The sequence below is a fragment of the Bradyrhizobium sp. WSM1253 genome (assembly GCF_000244935.1).
Lineage (GTDB): Bacteria > Pseudomonadota > Alphaproteobacteria > Rhizobiales > Xanthobacteraceae > Bradyrhizobium > Bradyrhizobium canariense.
The window spans coordinates 7,923,408-7,941,030 of the sequence record NZ_JH600073.1; the positions used below are offsets into that span (position 1 = coordinate 7,923,408).

Sequence of the window (17,623 nt, forward strand, 5' to 3'; positions counted from 1 at the left end):
CGTTAACTTATTGAAATGCCGGAACCTGCGGTTGCGGCCGAAGCTGTGAACGCTGCCGGGCTGGGCCGCCCCGACCGGCACGAAACTCTGGCCCCGGCGCCGACCTCCCGCCGGGGCCAATTCCTCCCAATTCCTTCCATCTGAAGGGCTTTGTGAAAGTACAATGACCGCGAAACGCAACCGCAGGAAACAGACCCAATCGCTCCAGGAGCGGTTGGTGGCATTCGCCGAAGCCGCTCGCGAGCGCGCGCGCAGCCTGCCGCCCGGCAAGGAGCGTGACATGCTGCTTCGGCGCGCCAAGCAGAACGAGGTGACCTCCAACCTGACGGACTGGCTGAGCGAACCCGTATACCCGAGACGGGGAGGGTGACGATGCGGAGCATCAAGCACTACCGCGCGTTCCAGATCGATCCGGACGGGCATGTGTTTGGATGCATCAACCTGGTCTGCGACAATGATGAGCAGGCCAAGCGCGAGGCCGCCTCGCTCGTGCTGGTGCACCGCATCGAACTGTGGCGGCTGGACCAGCGCATCGCGCAGTTCGATGTGCCGCCGGAAGTTGTCCGCCAGTAGGGCGACGAGAGGAGAGCGAGAAGGAACCGCGCGCTGCGCCCCGGGTTGGTCGGACTGTACCGACCTCGCGAGGAGCCAGCATGACGGAAGCCGACATTCGCAAGGGGATGCCGCCCGTCAAGCTCTCGCGCGAGGCCTTCGAGCGCCGCTACCGGAGCCGGTTCGTCGATCCCGCCTTTGCACCGCTCCAGCGCGAGCTCGACGCCATCGTCGGCGCGGCCTGGGATGCCTACAGCAATTCACGCAAGGCCCCGCTGACGCGAAAGGCGGGCGCAGGATTCTCCGATCCCGATTACGACATCGCCGTCGACTGGCTCGATGCGCGCGCGAAGATCCTGGCGGCGCAGCGACGCCATGACGACGCGGACGAGACGCCGCGCATCCTCATCATCAACGGCTCGGCCCGTAGCGAGCACACCTGTCCCGGCGAGATGTCCAAGACCTGGCGTCTGGTCGAGCTCGCCGAGCCGGTCTTTGCCGAGCTTGGGCTTGCCGTCGACGTCCTCGATCTATCGCGCCTGGCTTCGGAGTTCGGCAAGACGATCCATCCCTGCAAATCCTGCGTCGGAACCGCGATGCCGCTCTGCCACTGGCCGTGCAGCTGTTATCCGAACTATTCGCTGGGGCAGACCGACGACTGGATGAACGATATCTATCCGCTCTGGGTCGCGGCCCACGGCATCCTGATCGTGACCCCGGTGAACTGGTATCACGTGCCCGCCGGGCTCAAGGCGATGATGGATCGCATGGTCTGCGCCGACGGCGGCAATCCCGATCCGACCTCGACCCACGGCAAGAAGGCTGCCGAAGCCAAGGCGCTGGAGCTGAAAGGCTGGTCTTATCCGCGCCATCTCGCCGGCCGTCATTTTGGCCTCGTCGTTCACGGCGATGCGGTCGGTGCCGAGGGCGTGCGCCGCGCTTTGTCGGATTGGTTGACCGACATGCAGCTGATCTCGGCGGGCCGCTTCGCCGAGCTCGATGGCTATGTCGGCTACATGGAGCCATACGCCACCTCGCACCGCGACCTCGATGACGACAGGGCATTCCAGACGGAGGTGAAGAACGTCGCGCGCGCGCTCGGTAATGCGGTCCGGCTGGCGCGGAGCGGACAGCTTCGCGCGCCCGGTGCGGGCCTGTCGGATCCAAACCCCAAATGACGGCGAATGATCAGCCGTATGATTGCCTGATCGTCGGCGGCGGCCCCGCCGGGCTGATGGCCGCGATCTATCTCGCGCGATTTCGGCGCCGCGTCTGTGTCGTGGACGCGGGCGCGAGCCGGGCGGCGCTGATCCCGCGCAGTCACAATGTGCCGGGCTTCGTCCACGGCCTGTCCGGCACCGACCTGCTCGCGCGCATGTCCGCGCAACTGGGCGAGCTCGCGGTCACGCGGGTGGCCGCCGAAGTCACCGCCTTGCGGCGAGACGACCAGGGTTTTCAGGCGATCTGGAACGGCGGCGCGGATACGGCTGCTACCGTCATCCTTGCCAGCGGCATCGTCGACGCCCATCCGCCGTTCGACGAATGGCGCGCGGCGGTCGCAGACGGGCTGTTGCGCTACTGCCCCGTTTGCGACGCCTACGAGGCGATCGGCCGTCGCATCGGCATCGTCGGTCCGCTTCACCGTGCCGCCGGCAAGGCGCTCTTCATGCGCGGCTACTCGCGCGACGTGACGTTGCTGGCAACGGGCGAGGATGACGGGAAGGCCGCGGCACCGGAGCTGAATGAATCGGGTGTCGAGATCGTCGTCGCGCCCGGCCTGCGCCTGAGGCGGAGAGACCACGGGGTCGAAGCCGTCTTCGCCAACGGCCGGACGGCGCAATTCGAGATGGTCTACCCGGTGATGGGTGCGGAGGTGCGCTCGCATCTCGCGATGAATCTGGGGGCCCAACATACCGGGGAGGGTTACCTGAAAGTCGACGATCATCAGCGCAGCTCGGTCGACGGCCTCTACGGCATCGGCGACGTCGTCACCGACCTGCACCAGATCTCGGTCGCGTTCGGCCACGCCGCGGTCGCCGCCTGCACGATCCACCACAGCCTGCCGCGGCGGCTGGCATGAGGAGCGGGGTATCGGACATTGGCAACAGAATCATCCTCGAAGACCGCGGTCTATGCGGCGCTCTTCGGCAATGTCCTGGTCGCGGTCACGAAGATCGGCGCCGCCGCGTGGACGGGAAGTTCGGCCATGACGAGCGAGGCGGTGCATTCGCTCGTCGACACCACCAACGAGATCCTGCTGCTCTACGGCTACCGGCGCGCGAGCCGTTCGCCCGACGAATCCCATCCGCTCGGCTATGGGCGCGAGCTGTATTTCTGGAGCTTCATCGTTGCGCTGCTGATCTTCGCGCTGGGCGCCGGTGTCTCGCTGTATCAGGGCATTCTGCATGTCGCCGCACCCGAGCCGATCGAAAGTCCGATCGTCAGCTTCGTGGTGCTTGGGCTGTCGTTCCTGTTTGAAGGCGGCTCCTGGCTGGTTGCCCTGCGGCGCTTCGGCTCCGACGGCCAGCGGTTCGGATATTATCAGGCCTTCGTTCGCAGCAAGGATCCTCCGGCATTCATGGTGCTGCTCGAGGACAGCGCGGCGCTGGTCGGCATCGCCATTGCTGCGGCGGCCACTGCGGCCGCCGTAGTGCTGAGCCAGCCGGTCTGGGACGGGATCGGTTCGATCCTGATCGGGATATTGCTGGCGATCGTGTCGATCGGTCTCGCGCGCGAGAGCAAGAGCCTGCTGATCGGCGAGCCTGCCGATCCGGAGCTTGCGCGATCGGTCCTCGACATCGCAAGGCGTTCGCCCGGCGTGCTCAGGGCCAACGGCCTTCTGACGGTGCAGCTGTCGCCGGTCGAGGTCGTTGCGGCCCTCAGCATCGAATTTGCGGATGACAAGCGCGCCGACGACATCGAGCGATGCGTCGTCGCGATAGAGACCGAGATACGCAAACGCCATCCAAGCGTGGCGGCGCTGTTCATCAAGCCGCAGACCGATGCTCGCTACCGGGCGGTGCGCGCGAGGCGCTACGGCTAGTTTTGCGAGGTTCCCTGGGCGTCACAATCGGCACGACGGAAGGAACGATCACAACATCCCCCTGGTTGACCGGGGCAGGGGGCGAGCACTGGAGAAACCGGATGGCTCAATCCGAAGACATGACGCGCTGCATCGCGCTCTGCATGAGCTGCTACCAGACCTGCCTCGGCACCGCGATGAACCATTGCCTCCAGACCGGCGGCAAGCACGTCGAGCCCAAGCATTTCCGCCTGATGATGGCGTGCGCCGAAATGTGCCGGACGGCGGCGCATTTCATGCTGATCAACACGCCGCATCACCGGCATACGTGCGGCGAATGCGCGGAAATCTGTAGCGAATGCGCCGAGGATTGCGAGCGGGTCGGCGGCATGGACGAGTGCGTCGCCATGTGCCGCTCCTGCGCGCAATCCTGTCGTGCGATGGCGGCCTGAGGACGAAGCCCATGCTGGAAGAGAAACTCACGGATGCCATCGTCGAGGAGCTGCAGCGGCAGGCGGCCAACCGGCCGCAATTGCTGAAGGTCGAACGCGCGGACGATGCGAAAGCCTCGGAGGAGCTGATCGTCAACGGAAAGATCGACTTGGCCGCGCTGGTCATGGTGATCGCGGGATCGGTCGCCGGCGGGCCTTAAGTCCGGCCGTCAACGGCGCCCTCAGCCATATTCCTCGCCGATGCCGTATTCCCGGTAGATCTCCAGCGGATCGAGGTCGGGAAACAGCCGGCATTTGGCCTGGGCGAGATGCAGGCTCACCGCCGCCGGCTCCTTGCCGTTCGAGAGCATCTTGCGGATGTCGTCCATATGCGCGCTCGGCTGGTGCTTGGTGTCGAGCTGCTCCAGCGCGACCAGCGCGGTCGCCAGCGCCTCGGTCAGAACCCAGTCGTCGTGGCCGGTGATTCCCTTCTTCGGCATCGGCAGACCCCATATGTGGCGGCGCCAGTCTATCGGGACTTCCGCCAAATCTCCATGGAGCCGTTGCAGCCAGCAGGCACGCGGAGGGCCCGGCGGCCGTCCTGCGGCTTGCATTATGGCCGGGCGTGGCTAAAAGGCGGCATTGCCGGGGCAATAGTATCTTTGGTGAAACAAAGTTGGCGTAGACCGGCCTGCATGGCATTCGGGCCGGCTATTCCGGTCTGGCCCCCTGATCCCCGCATTCGCAACACGGTCCGGTTGCACTACCCTTCAAGGCTTGAGCCCGCATGGTCTTTCTAAGCTTCGTCTACCGCTTCGTGACCAACTTCGCATTCATGGCGATGGTCTATTTCAGCCTGAATTTAATGGAGAAATACCAGAACCGGGCGATCATCGCGATCCTGGTGCTGATCTATACCGGCATGCGCGCAGCTTCGACGCTGCGGGCCTTCTACTTCTACCAGAAGATCGAGCGGCTGGAGGCCGAGACCAAGCGGCTGCAGGGCCCGATCAATGACGGCGCGGGCGGAACGAACGCGCGCAGGCAGGTCGTGGTTGACGTCGCCCGGCTGCGGCGCGACGGCGAGGTCAAGTCCTATATGGACCTGTTCTTCCTGGCGCTGATCGTGTTGCTCTGCGTCGCCAACATCATGCGACAGTAGGCTCTACTGCGCGCGCTTCTTCAGGCTCGCCACACGGGTCGGGCGCGGCGCAGTGCTCTTTGGCGCGGCGCTCTTGGGCGCAGTGCTCTTGGGGGCAGTGCCCTTGGGGGCAGTGCCCTCGGTCTCTGCGGCATGCTTCGGTGTGCCATGAGCAGCGCGCGCGGTGCGGGCAGCGCGCGCCTTGCCGGCTTTGCCCTTGGCCGCACGGGGCGTCTCGGCCGCCATTGCCAGGCGCGTCGCGACGCGCCGCGACAACGTCGTCGACAGCAGCACCTCGACAGAGCCCTCGGGGATCGCAAAGAGATCGCGGGCGGGCACGGGCAGGGTGGCGGCGACATCGGCGAGCGCCATGGTCTTGCGCGGCAGCAGCGGCTGATGCGCGGTCTGCGCGTTGAGGTCGGCCAGCGAGGGCGCCGGAAGCGTCTTGGTCTGCGCGAACACGAAGTTCGGCACGGCGGGCCAGCGCGCGATCGGTGTGGTCTCGGTCGGCGGATGCAGCAGCCATTCCACCGGCGTTGTCGGCGTCGCTGGCTGCTCGGCGGTCGCGGGCACCACGTGCACGATGCGATAGCCGCGCGCCTTGAGGTCGCGGATGATCTTCGGCAGGGCCGCCACCGTGCGGGCCTGGATGTCATGCAGCAGCAGGATGCCCTTGCCCTTGGCCTCGAGCCGCTGGATCGCGAGCTGATAGACGCGATCGGAGGACACATGGCGCCAGTCGTCGGCCGGGAAATCGGCGCTCCAGACCTGGATGCCGCGCGAGATCAGAAGGTTCTCGACGCCGTCGGCGCGCATCAGGCCGGGAATGCGGAAGAACGGCGCGAGCTTGGACGGATCGGTCATTGCGGCCGATGTCCACTCGATGCCGCCATTGATTTGCGCCTCGGCCTTGTCGAGCGGCATCCGGTCCATTGTGAGCGGATGCGTCATGCTGTGGGTGCCGACGGTATGGCCCGCGGCGACCAGCTTGCGCACGCCTTCCGGGTTCGCCTTGGCCTGTTCGCCGATGATGAAGAAGGTCGCCTTGATGCACTCGTCGGCGAGGATCTGCAGCACCTGGTTGGAATATTTCGGCAACGGACCGTCGTCGAAGGTCAGGACGACTTCATGATCCTTCAGCGGCAGCGTCTCGCGGTACTGCATGGTGCCGATGCGGGGATGCTCGTGCGGATCGACCACGAGAGTGCGAGACGTGCCGAGTGCGTCCGGACGGCCGGGGCAGTCGGCCGCAATGGCCGGCGAGCCGATGGTCAGGACACCCAAAAATCCGCCTAGGAATCCGCCAAGGCAAAGGACGATCCACGATCGCGTCCGAGCAACAACGCTACTTCCGATCATGAACCCGGTCTGCCCTCTTACGCGATTGCCGCCATAGTAGGTCGGAGACATCTGCAAACGGTTCAGGCGCAAGGAACCGCTACCCAGGACTCTGCCGCGACAAGTCCCCTTGATACTTGCATGGCGTAGCATGAACAGACTGTTAATAGGGCCAAAATCACCCCATTTTGCGCCGGCGTGACATTCCGGCATCAACGGGCGTCGGCGCTCTTCTGTGATGTGCCCGCCGGCACGATGTGAACCACCCGATACCCGTTCTCCCTCAGATACCGCAGGAAGGCCGGCATGATCGCGGCCGTGCGCGCCTTGGGATCGTGGAACAGGATGATACCCTTGCCGGCGGCGGCGAGGCGCTCGGTGACGAGCTTCAATTCCTGCTCCGGCGTCATTTCGTTCCAGTCGCTGGCCCACAGGTCAGCCCCGAACGCCACGATGCCGCGGGACTGGAATAGGTCGAGCTCGGCTTGCGTGGCTTCGAAATAGGGGAAGCGGAAGAACGGGGTCGCGGGCGTCGTTGTCGAGGTGCCGTGCAGAGCCAGCTCGACGGCGGCAATGCCGCGATCGATCTCGCTCTTCGCCTTGTCGAACGGGATCCGCGCCATGAACGGATGCGAGAAAGTGTGGTGACCGATGCTATGGCCCTCGCGGGCGATGCGCTTGACCATGTCGGGGTGTTCGGAGGCGTGCAGGCCGATCAGGAAGAAAGTCGCGCGCACGCATTCCTGCGCCAGTGCCGCCAATACCTTCGACGTCGTCGGCGGATGCGGTCCGTCGTCGAAGGTCAGCACGACCTCGTGATCGGCGAGCGGCAACGTCTGCGGAAAGCTCTTCAAGCCCACGCGCGGCGTGGTCTTGGCGTCGACGCTCAGAATGCGGGAGGTGCCGAGCGCGTCCTTGCGCGGGCACTCGGCGGCTTCAGTCGAGGCGGTGCCGGCGAGGGCGGCGAGCGCTGCGCCTGCCGACATCGAGGTCCACCTCAATCGAAGCATCTTTGTCATTGCGCTCAGAGTTGCCTTGTGGGTATTGCCTGAACCGTCAGCTCAGACCACTCGTTTCAACCTGTCGAACGGCGAGGCGCGCCATGGATGAACATCTGGACGGTGCCGCGTCTGCTGCGGAATCGGTACTCGACCACGTGCCGATGCGCAATGAAGACGGCGAGATTCGTCACGAATTCGTCGCGGAAATTGCCCATGCGATCGAGGCCGGCGACAGCGCCGCGCTGCGCGCCTGCGTTGCCGAACTGCACGAGGCCGATCTCGGCGATCTCATCGGGGCTCTCGAGCCTGACGATCGGGTCCGCCTGGTCGAACTGACGGGGCGCGATTTCGACTTCTCCGCGCTGAACGAGCTCGACGAGGGCGTGCGCGAGGAGATCCTCGAGGAACTGCCGCCGCAGACGGTCGCGGAAGGTGTGCTCGAGCTCGAATCCGACGACGCGGTCGAGCTGCTGGAAACGCTCGATCAGGCCGATCAGGAGGAGATCCTCGAGAAGTTGCCGCTCAAGGAGCGCGTCGTGCTCGAGCGCAGCCTGCTTTATCCGGAAAACTCCGCCGGCCGCCGGATGCAGACCGAGTTCATCGCCGTGCCCCAGGATTTTACCGTGGGGCAGGCGATCGACTACATGCGCGAGACGCCGGATTTGCCTGACCGCTTCTACGAGATCTACGTCGTCGACAAGGAGCAGCATTGGCAGGGCGCGGTCTCGCTCGACGTGCTGCTGCGCGCCCGCCGCCCGGTGGCGCTTGCCGAGCTGACCGACGAGGATCGCCGCCGCGTCTCCGTCCTGGAGGACCAGGAGGAGGTGGCGCGCATGTTCGGCAAGTACAATCTCGTCGCAGCCCCGGTGCTCGACACCCAGGACCGCCTCGTCGGCGTCATCACCGTCGACGACGTCGTCGACGTCATCGAGGAAGAGGCGGACGAGGACCTCAAGGCGCTCGGCGGCGTCAACAGCGACGAAGAGCTGTCCGACACCGTGTTCACCATTGCACGCGCACGGTTCAACTGGCTGCTGGTCAATCTCGCCACCGCCTTCTTGGCGTCCTCCGTGCTCGGCCTGTTCGAGGGGCAGCTCGAGAAGATGGTAGCGCTCGCCGTGCTGGCGCCGATCGTCGCGAGCCAGGGCGGCAATGCCGCGACCCAGACCATGACGGTCGCGGTGCGGGCGCTGGCGACGCGCGAGCTCGGCTCCTCCAATGCCTGGCGCGTGGTGGTGCGCGAGGGCCTGGTCGGCCTCGTCAACGGTCTCGCCTTTGCCGTGATCACGGGAATCGCGGCGGTGGCCTGGTTCAGGATCCCGGGCCTCGGCATGGTCATCGGGCTCGCCATCATCGTGAACCTCTTCGCCGGCGCGCTCGGAGGCATCCTGATCCCGATGGCGCTCGAACGTGTGCGAGCCGATCCGGCGGTGGCGTCAGGGACGTTCGTGACAACGGTCACCGACGTCGTCGGCTTCTTCTCCTTCCTCGGCATCGCGACCTTATGGTTCGGGCTGAGGTAGGAGCTGTTGAAATCCGTAGCCTGGATGGAGCGAAGCGTAATCCAGGGCCGCTGCGTCGGCTCGAGAGATGCCCCGGATCGCGCTGCGCTCCATCCGGGCTACTGGCCATCATCTTTAATCCGAACTTAAGCGAGCTGCCGCATCATCGTTCCCGCTTGGGGGAATGAGCATGCGTGTGCGGCTGAAGGCGGACGGACGGATCGTCGAGTTGCGGGATGGGCAGGAGTTTCCGGTCCAGCCGTTTCCAATCCAGCCCTTTCCGATCCAGCCCTTGCCAATCCAGCCTGCGGCCAGCGCAGCGCCGGCCGAAGCCAGCTCGCTCGCCGTGCGCGATTTGCGTCGCCGCGCCTGCCTGACCCAGATGGAGTTCGCGGCTAAACTCGGCGTTCCCGTCGAGACCATCCGCAACTGGGAGCAGGGCAAGCGCGCCCCGCGGGGACCCGCCCGCGCGCTGCTCGCCGTGATCGCGCATGCGCCCGAGACCGTGTTCCAGGCGCTCGCCAAAGCCTGAGCTGAAGGCCTGTCGTCGAGGCTTGGCGTCAAGGTCTGGCGCGAACCTCCCGTTAGCATTGCGCGCAAGATCCGGCCCGGCGGTCGGTGCCGCCCGTTGGCAGCGTTGCCAGCCGGGTTCATAGTGACGCCTGGATCATGATTTGGGGCGACCGCGACAGAGAGGATTCCTCATGCTGTTCGTCGAGACCAATGGCGCAAGAATACCGGCCATCGGGCTGGGAACCTGGGAGCTGAGCGGGCGCATGTGCGCGCGTGTGGTCGAGCAGGCACTGCGGCTCGGCTATCGCCACATCGATACCGCACAGGTCTACGACAATGAGCGCGAGGTCGGCGACGGCTTGCGCGCCTCCGGCGTGCGCCGCGACGACATCTTCCTGACGACGAAGGTCTGGACCAACCATTTCGCGCCCCACGATCTCGAACGCTCGGTCAAGGAGAGTCTGGTGCGCATGCGGCTTCCCTCTGTCGATCTCTTGCTGCTGCACTGGCCCAATTCGCACGTGCCGCTGGAGGAGACGCTGGGCGCGCTGTCGCATGCCAAGCGCATGGGCCTGACCCGCCACATCGGCGTCTCCAATTTCACTGTCGCGCTGATCGAGCAGGCGGTGGCGTTGTCGCCGGAGCCGCTGGCCTGCAACCAGGTCGAATACCACCCTTATCTCGACCAGGCGAAGGTGAGGGCGGCCTGCGATCAGCACGGGCTCGCGCTGGTCGCCTACAGCCCGATCGCCAGGGGGCGGATCAAGACCGACCAGACGCTCGCCGAGATCGGACGTCTGCATCACAAGACGCCGGCGCAGGTCTGCCTGCGCTGGCTGGTGCAACAGAATGTCGCTGCGATCCCGCGCACCTCGCGCGTCGAACGCCTGTCGGAAAACATCGAGATCTTCGATTTCGAGCTTTCGGATGACGAGATGGCCCAGATCGCTGCGCTGGCCAGTCCCAGGGGCCGCCTGACCGATTTCGGCTTCGCGCCAAAATGGGATTGAGAGGGGGCTGCCGTATGCTAGGACCAGCTTGGCAACCTGAAGTCAGGCGATGGAACTGCGGAAGATCATACGGACGGACATTGCAGCGTCGGCGATCGCCCATCTGACGCTGGTCGCGCTGATCATCGTGATCAGCGAAGTCCATCCGTTTCACGCCAACCCGCCCGAATCGGTTTCCGTCAGCATCGTGACGCCGGAGCAGGTGAAGCAGGAGGAGGCCAAGGCCGAGGAGAAGGCCGAAGAAAAACTCAAGGCGAAGCCGCCGGAGCCGATCCCTGACCTGAAACTACCGAAACTGGATTTCACCGACAAGGACAAGGCGGCAACCGCGCCAAAGCCCGAGGCGAAGCAGCAGGCCGCGGCACAATCCTCGAAGCAGCAAGCCTCAAAGCAGCAGGCCTCGCCTGAACCGCCGCAGCAGAAACAGCCGCAGCCACAGCCTTCACAGACGCCGCAGCAGCAGCGCGAGGCGAATGCGCAGACGCAACCGCAGCCTCAACAGCCACAGCCTCAGCCATCGCAGTCGCCGCCGCCTCAGGCGACTCCGCAGCCACCTCAGCCCCCGGCGCCACAGCTCCTGCCACAAGCGATGCAGCAGCCAGAGGCCGCGCCGCCCCCGGCCTATCAGGCGCCGGAGCCCGACGTCACCGTCAAGTACGGCGTCATGCTGGGCCTGCCGCCGGAATTGCCGACGGAGCTGTCGAAAGACGCCCCCAAGGACGATGGCGGCGATGCCAAGGATTCAATCGCGGCCAAGCTGCCGGCCGAAATCATCGCCGAGCTGCGTCGTCACTTGCGAAGCTGCGCCAAGCTGCCGGCTGGGGTCGCGCCGACCGACACCGTCAACATCAAGCTGCGCACCGTGCTCGCGACCGACGGCACGCTGGCGCGCGAGCCGATCCTGATCGAAGCGCCGCCATCCGCAAAGGGCGTGGCGCTCGTGAAGTCCGCCATGAGCGCGCTTCAGGCCTGCCAGCCCTACAAGATGCTGCCGGCCGACAAATACGGGGAATGGAAGGTGATGGACCTGCCGTTCAGCCCGCGGGATTTCGGCGGATAGCAGGTAGTCAAGTAGCCTGGATGGAGCCAACGGGTCGGCGCGAAGCGCCGCCCGATGACAGGCTCCGCGCAATCCAGGGCCGCTCGCGCTGCGTTTCGCACCTTCCCGGATTACGCTGCGCTCCATCCGGGCTACGCGACCGCGCCTGTGTCGCTCCTCTGTCAATCCGCTCACGCAAATATATTCCGCTTTACCGAAATTCGGTTTTGGCGTATGTGTCGCGCATCCCGGCTCATCCTTGAGGGGCGATCTCGTTGTCGTCTTGATTGCGAGCCGGGCTTGCGGTGGACGCGGCAGCGTCGGCATGAGAGGTGCGGGCAGGGCGGGTAGTCCCTGTGAGCCCGCAACCGCCTGCGGACGAGCGGCGCTGTGAAGTTCGTCTCGTCGGTATTTCGATGGTCACGTGCACGAGGCCGTCGAACCCTGCGGCGAAATGGCGAATGCGCGTACGGCAAAACCGTGTGGTCCTGGCCGTCGTTGCTACGGTCAAGCTTTCGCGGAGATGTGTGCGAGCCCAACCGGGCAGACAGCATCATCCAATTCGCGAGGCGAGGGAGGCCAGAAGGAAAGTTCGGCTCCCGGGAGAGCACGGCATAAGCCGTCCAACCATCGCGCAGGGAAGGCCGAGTGATTGGCACCACCTGTATGCTGCTGTGCGGTTTTTCTGCGTGTGCTTTTCGCGCAGCGGACCGCGGGTGCGAGGTCAGCACCCGGCCTTCCCTGCGCCCTCTTGGCTTTGAGGGTGGAGCGACGAAGCAAAGCTCGGGCGAAACGCGCCGCGAGGATGCAAAGGCGTGTCTACAATTCAAGATGCGAGCTGGAAGAGTGGCGCTACCGCCTCATACTCCGTCATTGCGAGCGCAGCGAAGCAATCCAGAGTCTTACCGCCGAGGGATTCTGGATTGCTTCGCTGCGCTCGCAATGACGATGTGGAGAGAACGTGCGCCACACTCCGCTCTCGTGCCCCGGACTCAGCGCAGCAGCGCGTGCGGGACACGCGCGAGTCAACGACCGCGCTTCATCTCATCACCATCCGCCACCTCCGGCGCCATCGCCTCCCACGCGCTCGAGGCGAATTGCCGCCGCCAGGTCACGATCACCACGGCTGCCGTGGTGACGAACAACACCCAGGGGCTGACGAACCAGCCGAGATAGCCGAGTGCGAAGAAGAAGGCGCGCTGGCCGCGGTTGAAATGGCGGCCGGCGGATTCGAACAGGCGCGAGGTACGGATCACATGAGCTTCGGCCTCCGGCGTGTCACGCTGCGAGGCCGCCGGCATGCCGCCGAACAGGATCGCGACATAGTTGAACAGGCGGTACGACCAAGCGAATTTGAAGAAGGCATAGACGCAGATCAGGACAAGGCCGACGCATTTCAGCTCCCACATGGCGGGCGAGGTGCTGAGATCGATCGGCAGCTTGCTCAAGATCGTGATCGCGTCGTTGGTCGCGTGCAGCAGCGCCAGCGCGCCGCCGAGCGCGATCAGGCTGGTGGAGGCAAAGAAGGCGGTGCCGTTCTGCAGCGAGGCCATGATCTGCATGTCGACCATGCGCGCGTCGCGGTCGAGCAGCCGGCGCACCCACACCTCGCGGTAGCGGTTCATGCGCGCCGACAGGCTGTCGCGGCCGTAGGCCGAATGCTCCAGCGTCAGGGCGTAGACCAGCCATTCGATGATGAAGAAGCCGACGGCTGTGATGTCGACCCAATGCCTGCTCATGTCAGTCTCCTGGAGAGGATCGCAACGCTTGCCACGCATGGCGAGGTGCAGCAACGATTGATTGGCGGCAGGCGATGGCGTTAAAAGCGGCTCGCTTCAAGGCGTATCGGGAAGGACTGATGACATGGCTGCGCTGAAACTCGCAATCGGCAACAAGAATTACTCGTCATGGTCGATGCGGCCCTGGCTCGCGCTCCGCGCCAACGACATCCCGTTCGTGGAGACTCTTATCCCGCTCTACACCGACAATCCCGCGGACAAGGAGCAGATCATCTCGTTCAGCCGCGCCGGAAAGGTCCCGGTGCTGGTCGACGGCGACATCACGGTGTGGGATTCACTCAGCATCATCGAATATATCGCCGAGCGCTATCCGGAAGTGAAGCTGTGGCCGGACGCCGCCGCCGCCCGCGCCCATGCCCGTTCGGTGTGCGCCGAGATGCATTCCGGCTTCATGGCCCTTCGCAACGAATGCGGCATGAACCTGCACCGCCCGGTGCGCCCCGTGACGCTGTCGGCCGACGCCGAGGCCAATATCGCGCGCGTGCAGGAGATCTGGCGCGAATGCCGGGCCCGGTATGGCGCCAACGGACCGTTCCTGTTCGGGCGCTTCGGCGCAGCGGATGCGATGTATGCCCCGGTCGTGCACCGCTTCCGCACCTACGCAATCGAGGTCACGCCGGAGACCAAGGCCTACATGGACACGATGCTGGCGCTGCCGGCGTTCCAGGAATGGACCCGGGACGCGCTCGCCGAAACGCTTGTCATCGAAAAGTTCGAGAACTTGTAGTCGCGAATGTGATTGAGCGCGGCTTGACGGCACGGCACATGGCGGCGCTCAATCGCGGCGGAGCTGCGGGCAAGGAGAGGGGACATCATGGGAATCCTGGACTCGCTGGAGAACAATCCGGCGCTGCGGAACGCGCTCGGCCAGCTCGGGGCAGCCGTGTTGCCGGCTGTGCTGAGCGAGGTGCTCGGCAGCAACAATCAGGGCGGCCTCGGCGCGATCGTCGCAAAGCTCCAGCAGGCGGGGTTCGGTGACCAGGTCAAATCCTGGCTCGGCAACGGCCAGAACCTGCCGATCTCAGCCGACCAACTCCGCACCGTGCTCGGCAGCGATACCGTCCGCCAATTGGCTGCGCGCTACAACATCCCGGTGGACCAGCTGGGCCAGATTCTGGCCCTGGAACTGCCCAAAGCCGTGGATCACGCAAGCCCCGACGGCCATTTGCCCCATAGCGCCTGAGGAACCGGTTCCAGCGGTATCACCGGCTGGCAGCATCACTCTGAAATAACTGCAAAATTTGCAGGTTTGCCATGTCGCATACTGCTGGCCAAAAAAGCCCGCCGCATGCTATATAGCGGCCGGGTTTCCGGCCGGCCGACGCAGTGGGACCACGGGCGTGGCAGGCGTTGTTTGAGTGATGGAGAGGGTGTTGAAGCACAAATTCCCTATTGGATCGCGCGTGTTGTTCACGGCCAGCAATGTCGCACGCCCTGCTGCCAGCGGCTCGTATGAGATCATCCGCTTGCTGCCGACGGATGGTGACGACTGCCAGTACCGGATCAAGAGCTCGACCGAGGCTTTTGAACGCGTCGCCAAGGAAAGCCAGCTCGCGCTGTCCTGAAGACCGACGCTACCCGCGCATTGGCGCGTCCCCGGGAATTTGTATTCTGCCGCCGTCAAAAGGCCCGCTTCACCTTCAAAAGGTGGGCCGGGGGCAGCTGCCGACTCTCGGTGCTCGCTTTGACCATTCGCTCTCTGCTCGCGTGAGGGGACGTCGCGCATGAACTGGGCATGGGCCTCGTCGCTCGACCAAATCTGGCGCTCGCCGGCCTTTCCAATGTGGATGATGCTGGCGGCTGCCGGCTTCTTCGGACTGATCCTCCTGGTCACGCTGCAGCGCGCCGAGCGGTCGGTCGCCAACGGCGCGCTGACCGTTGTTACGCTGCTCGCCATCACCATCGCGATGGCTGCTGTTGTGCGCGTCGATGGACCGGCAGGGCAGACCACCCCGACCGAGGCGCGCGCGCAGGCCGCGATGACCGCGAGCCTGCCGGCGTTGTCCTGTCTCGACGATCTCGCCGGCGATGCCGTGGCCATCGGCTGCGAGAAGGCGCTGTTCGGCGCGCCGGACGTGGCCGCTGCGGCCGTCTCCACGACCGCGGCCAGGATCGACCGGCTGATGGCGCTCGGCGATGCCGCGACCGCCGAGAAGAGCCTGACGCCCGACATCAAGGTGCTGCGCAAATCGCTGGAACGTGATCGCTATGGCTTGGTCGCGCAGGTGCTGGTCGTGCGCGACGGTTGCACGCAGTTCGACTGTGCGGCCTTCCGCTCGCTGACCGACCAGCAGCAGGTCGCCGCCAACATGGATTCCCATCTCTACGACACGCTGGTCGCGCGCTACGCCCCGACCTGGAATGCGCCTGCAGCAGCGCAATCGTTGCCCGCCACTGCCGCCCTTGCCGGACTGCCGCCGTCGATGCCGACGGGCAAGCCGACCAGTGCGGAGTTCCCGAGTGCCTCGTCGACGCCGCCGGTCAGCATCATGAATCCGGAGCCGCCGACGCGTCAGGCGGCGCCCACCGCGAACGCGGCGGCTCCGCGCCCCCCGGCAGCGGCCTCGGCACAGGCCGCAGCTCCCGCCGCGAAGAAGCCGCCTGCGCCGAAGGCTGCGCGGGCACCAGCGGCAGCACCGGTTCCGCTCACGCCGCCGGCCGCGGCTCCCCCGGCTGCGGATAACGAGTAGATCGGCATTCCAAATGCGCGGCTGCCCGGCTAATGCTGGGGCATGCCACTACATCTGATCAAGCTCGCCGTCGGCTGCGAATCCGTCAAGGAATTGAAGGAGTGGACGGCCGAACGGATGCAGACCGCCAAGAAGAAGGGTCTGCCGCAACATCACATCCACATCACCCGCATGGTGCCCAAGCGCGACGCCGAGATCCTGTCGGGGGGCTCGCTCTATTGGGTGATCAAGGGCGAGGTCGCCGCGCGCGAAAAGATCATCGGCATCGAGCCGTTCCGCGACAAGGACGGCATCGGACGCTGCCGGATCGTGATGCAGCCGAAGGTGATTCCGGTGTCGCCGCGGCCGATGCGCCCGTTCCAGGGCTGGCGCTACCTTGCCGACGATTCCGTGCCGCCCGATCTCGGCAAGTCCGCCGCCGGCTCGATCGCGGCGATGCCGGAGCCGATGCGGCGCGAGCTGCGCGATCTCGGGCTGCTCTAAACCGCGATATTGTCGATCAGCCGGGTCGTGCCGAGCTTGGCCGCGACCAGGATGCGCAACGGCCCGTCCTTGCGCGAGGCGACAGGCGCCAAAGTCGCTGCATGGCGGACCTCGAAATAGTCGAGCTCAAAGCCGGCCGCGGTGATCATCGCGGCTCCGCGCGCCATTGCGGCTGCGACCGCTTGGCCGGCGCGGATGCGCCCGGCGCTCTCCTTCATGGCGCGGTACAGCGTCGTTGCGGTCTGCCGCTCCCGTGGCGACAAATAGACGTTGCGCGAGGACATCGCGAGCCCGTCGCGCTCGCGCACGGTGCGGGAACCGATCACTTTGACGCCGAGGTCGAGGTCGCGGGCCATCTGCGCCACCACCCGCAACTGCTGAAAATCCTTCTCGCCGAAGATCGCGACATCCGGCCAGCACTGCGTGAACAGCTTGCCGACGACGGTGGCGACGCCGCCGAAGAAATGCGGGCGGAAGCGGTCCTCGAGGCCGGCCAGCGCCGGTCCCTCCGGTACGATGCGGGTGGCAAAGCCCTGCGGATACATGGCCTCGGCGCCGGGGTACCAGACGATGTCGACGTCCTCGGCGGCGAGCTTGGCGATGTCGGATTTCCAGGTGCGCGGGTAGGCGCCAAAGTCCTCGGTCGGGGCGAACTGGGTCGGATTGACGAAGATCGACACCACGACGCGGCTCGCGCGCCGCTTGGCCAGGCGCACCAGCGACACATGACCGTCATGGAGCGCTCCCATGGTCGGGACCAGCGCGATCGTGGCCTTTCGCTTGCGAAGATTGTCGACGGCGCGTCGCAAGGTGGGGACCGTGCGGGCAATCAAGGGGCTGCGTGACATCAGAACTCGACGGGGTTTGGAATCGGCGGGCGCGTCCCGGCGCCCGGCAGGCTAACCTTAACAAGCGGCGACCATGGACGCCACGCATCCGGATGCGGCACAGCATCCCGCGCAAAGCCGCGCAAGAGGTCGCGACATTGTGGGCTGGATCACAGACGCGAAGCGGCGCGGCGATTCATGACGAAGGAAGGCGCGCCGCGATTTGTATTGCCTGTCACGCATTTCACTTGACCGCAGACGCGGCCAACTCGAAG

22 protein-coding genes are annotated in these 17,623 nt (G+C 65.5%); 17 read left to right on the forward strand and 5 right to left on the reverse strand.

Annotated elements, in window-relative coordinates; translation table 11 throughout:
* Window positions 1-163 precede the first annotated feature (163 nt).
* The 7 genes from BRA1253DRAFT_RS38400 to BRA1253DRAFT_RS38430 all read left to right on the forward strand — a co-directional run bounded on the left by BRA1253DRAFT_RS38400 (window position 164) and on the right by BRA1253DRAFT_RS38430 (window position 4,226).
* Window positions 164-370, forward strand: a complete 207-nt coding sequence (locus tag BRA1253DRAFT_RS38400) for a hypothetical protein (RefSeq protein WP_007603205.1) — start codon at window positions 164-166, stop codon at window positions 368-370.
* A 2-nt stretch (window positions 371-372) separates the two neighbouring features.
* Window positions 373-573: a hypothetical protein gene (locus BRA1253DRAFT_RS38405; RefSeq protein ID WP_007603207.1), complete on the forward strand. Its 201-nt coding sequence runs from the start codon at window positions 373-375 to the stop codon at window positions 571-573.
* Between the two features lie 80 nt (window positions 574-653).
* Window positions 654-1,730: a flavodoxin family protein gene (locus tag BRA1253DRAFT_RS38410; RefSeq protein ID WP_007603209.1), complete on the forward strand. Its 1,077-nt coding sequence runs from the start codon at window positions 654-656 to the stop codon at window positions 1,728-1,730.
* Window positions 1,727-2,632 (forward strand): NAD(P)/FAD-dependent oxidoreductase, encoded by a 906-nt coding sequence (locus BRA1253DRAFT_RS38415; protein WP_007603210.1) that lies wholly within the window; start codon window positions 1,727-1,729, stop codon window positions 2,630-2,632. The genes BRA1253DRAFT_RS38410 and BRA1253DRAFT_RS38415 overlap by 4 nt, the downstream gene beginning before the upstream one ends.
* An 18-nt stretch (window positions 2,633-2,650) precedes the next feature.
* Window positions 2,651-3,595 carry a cation diffusion facilitator family transporter gene (locus BRA1253DRAFT_RS38420; RefSeq protein WP_007603211.1) on the forward strand — a complete coding sequence of 315 codons (945 nt, stop codon included), beginning with the start codon at window positions 2,651-2,653 and terminating at the stop codon, window positions 3,593-3,595.
* A gap of 101 nt (window positions 3,596-3,696) precedes the next feature.
* Entirely contained in the window at window positions 3,697-4,026 is a 330-nt protein-coding gene (locus tag BRA1253DRAFT_RS38425) for a four-helix bundle copper-binding protein (protein ID WP_007603212.1), read from the forward strand.
* Between the two features lie 11 nt (window positions 4,027-4,037).
* Window positions 4,038-4,226: a hypothetical protein gene (locus BRA1253DRAFT_RS38430; RefSeq protein WP_007603213.1), complete on the forward strand. Its 189-nt coding sequence runs from the start codon at window positions 4,038-4,040 to the stop codon at window positions 4,224-4,226.
* A 21-nt stretch (window positions 4,227-4,247) separates the two neighbouring features.
* Here the strand turns inward: BRA1253DRAFT_RS38430 and BRA1253DRAFT_RS44830 are convergent, their stop codons facing one another.
* A complete protein-coding gene (locus tag BRA1253DRAFT_RS44830; RefSeq protein WP_007603214.1) occupies window positions 4,248-4,505 on the reverse strand; it encodes a hypothetical protein in 258 nt (85 codons plus the stop codon).
* A gap of 287 nt (window positions 4,506-4,792) precedes the next feature.
* On the opposite strand from BRA1253DRAFT_RS44830, the gene BRA1253DRAFT_RS38440 reads away from it, so the two are divergent.
* A complete protein-coding gene (locus tag BRA1253DRAFT_RS38440; RefSeq protein WP_007603215.1) occupies window positions 4,793-5,167 on the forward strand; it encodes a hypothetical protein in 375 nt (124 codons plus the stop codon).
* 3 nt (window positions 5,168-5,170) lie between these two features.
* Here the strand turns inward: BRA1253DRAFT_RS38440 and BRA1253DRAFT_RS38445 are convergent, their stop codons facing one another.
* Complete coding sequence (locus BRA1253DRAFT_RS38445; protein WP_035994744.1) at window positions 5,171-6,505, reverse strand: polysaccharide deacetylase family protein; 1,335 nt, start codon at window positions 6,503-6,505, stop codon at window positions 5,171-5,173.
* A gap of 191 nt (window positions 6,506-6,696) precedes the next feature.
* The gene (locus BRA1253DRAFT_RS38450) at window positions 6,697-7,470 is read right to left on the reverse strand and encodes a polysaccharide deacetylase family protein (protein WP_007603217.1); all 774 of its coding nucleotides are present in this window, start codon (window positions 7,468-7,470) and stop codon (window positions 6,697-6,699) included.
* 116 nt (window positions 7,471-7,586) lie between these two features.
* On the opposite strand from BRA1253DRAFT_RS38450, the gene mgtE reads away from it, so the two are divergent.
* The 4 genes from mgtE (at window position 7,587) to BRA1253DRAFT_RS38470 (ending at window position 11,570) form a co-directional block, all read left to right on the forward strand.
* The gene (gene mgtE, locus BRA1253DRAFT_RS38455; RefSeq protein WP_007603218.1) at window positions 7,587-9,008 is read left to right on the forward strand and encodes a magnesium transporter; all 1,422 of its coding nucleotides are present in this window, start codon (window positions 7,587-7,589) and stop codon (window positions 9,006-9,008) included.
* A gap of 163 nt (window positions 9,009-9,171) precedes the next feature.
* Window positions 9,172-9,519, forward strand: coding sequence for a DNA-binding transcriptional regulator (locus BRA1253DRAFT_RS38460; RefSeq protein WP_035994747.1), 348 nt, complete (start codon window positions 9,172-9,174; stop codon window positions 9,517-9,519).
* Window positions 9,520-9,691: 172 nt separating this feature from the next.
* Window positions 9,692-10,510: an aldo/keto reductase gene (locus tag BRA1253DRAFT_RS38465; RefSeq protein WP_007603220.1), complete on the forward strand. Its 819-nt coding sequence runs from the start codon at window positions 9,692-9,694 to the stop codon at window positions 10,508-10,510.
* 49 nt (window positions 10,511-10,559) lie between these two features.
* Window positions 10,560-11,570, forward strand: a complete 1,011-nt coding sequence (locus tag BRA1253DRAFT_RS38470; protein WP_007603222.1) for a hypothetical protein — start codon at window positions 10,560-10,562, stop codon at window positions 11,568-11,570.
* A 1,004-nt stretch (window positions 11,571-12,574) separates the two neighbouring features.
* On the opposite strand, the gene BRA1253DRAFT_RS38475 is transcribed toward BRA1253DRAFT_RS38470, so the two are convergent.
* Complete coding sequence (locus BRA1253DRAFT_RS38475; RefSeq protein ID WP_007603224.1) at window positions 12,575-13,288, reverse strand: DUF599 domain-containing protein; 714 nt, start codon at window positions 13,286-13,288, stop codon at window positions 12,575-12,577.
* Window positions 13,289-13,412: 124 nt separating this feature from the next.
* Here BRA1253DRAFT_RS38475 and BRA1253DRAFT_RS38480 point away from each other — a divergent pair, with 124 nt between their 5' ends.
* From BRA1253DRAFT_RS38480 to BRA1253DRAFT_RS38500, 5 genes are all read left to right on the forward strand, one after another.
* Window positions 13,413-14,075, forward strand: coding sequence for a glutathione S-transferase family protein (locus BRA1253DRAFT_RS38480; RefSeq protein ID WP_007603225.1), 663 nt, complete (start codon window positions 13,413-13,415; stop codon window positions 14,073-14,075).
* 87 nt (window positions 14,076-14,162) lie between these two features.
* Entirely contained in the window at window positions 14,163-14,531 is a 369-nt protein-coding gene (locus BRA1253DRAFT_RS38485; protein ID WP_007603226.1) for a YidB family protein, read from the forward strand.
* Window positions 14,532-14,709: 178 nt separating this feature from the next.
* Window positions 14,710-14,913 carry a hypothetical protein gene (locus tag BRA1253DRAFT_RS38490; protein ID WP_007603227.1) on the forward strand — a complete coding sequence of 68 codons (204 nt, stop codon included), beginning with the start codon at window positions 14,710-14,712 and terminating at the stop codon, window positions 14,911-14,913.
* Between the two features lie 159 nt (window positions 14,914-15,072).
* The gene (locus BRA1253DRAFT_RS38495; protein WP_007603228.1) at window positions 15,073-16,038 is read left to right on the forward strand and encodes a hypothetical protein; all 966 of its coding nucleotides are present in this window, start codon (window positions 15,073-15,075) and stop codon (window positions 16,036-16,038) included.
* A 42-nt stretch (window positions 16,039-16,080) separates the two neighbouring features.
* Window positions 16,081-16,521, forward strand: coding sequence for a DUF1489 family protein (locus BRA1253DRAFT_RS38500; protein WP_007603229.1), 441 nt, complete (start codon window positions 16,081-16,083; stop codon window positions 16,519-16,521).
* Here BRA1253DRAFT_RS38500 and panC read toward each other — a convergent pair.
* Window positions 16,518-17,369 carry a pantoate--beta-alanine ligase gene (gene panC, locus BRA1253DRAFT_RS38505; protein WP_007603230.1) on the reverse strand — a complete coding sequence of 284 codons (852 nt, stop codon included), beginning with the start codon at window positions 17,367-17,369 and terminating at the stop codon, window positions 16,518-16,520. The two genes, BRA1253DRAFT_RS38500 and panC, sit on opposite strands and share 4 nt — an antisense overlap.
* Window positions 17,370-17,623: the final 254 nt, after the last annotated feature.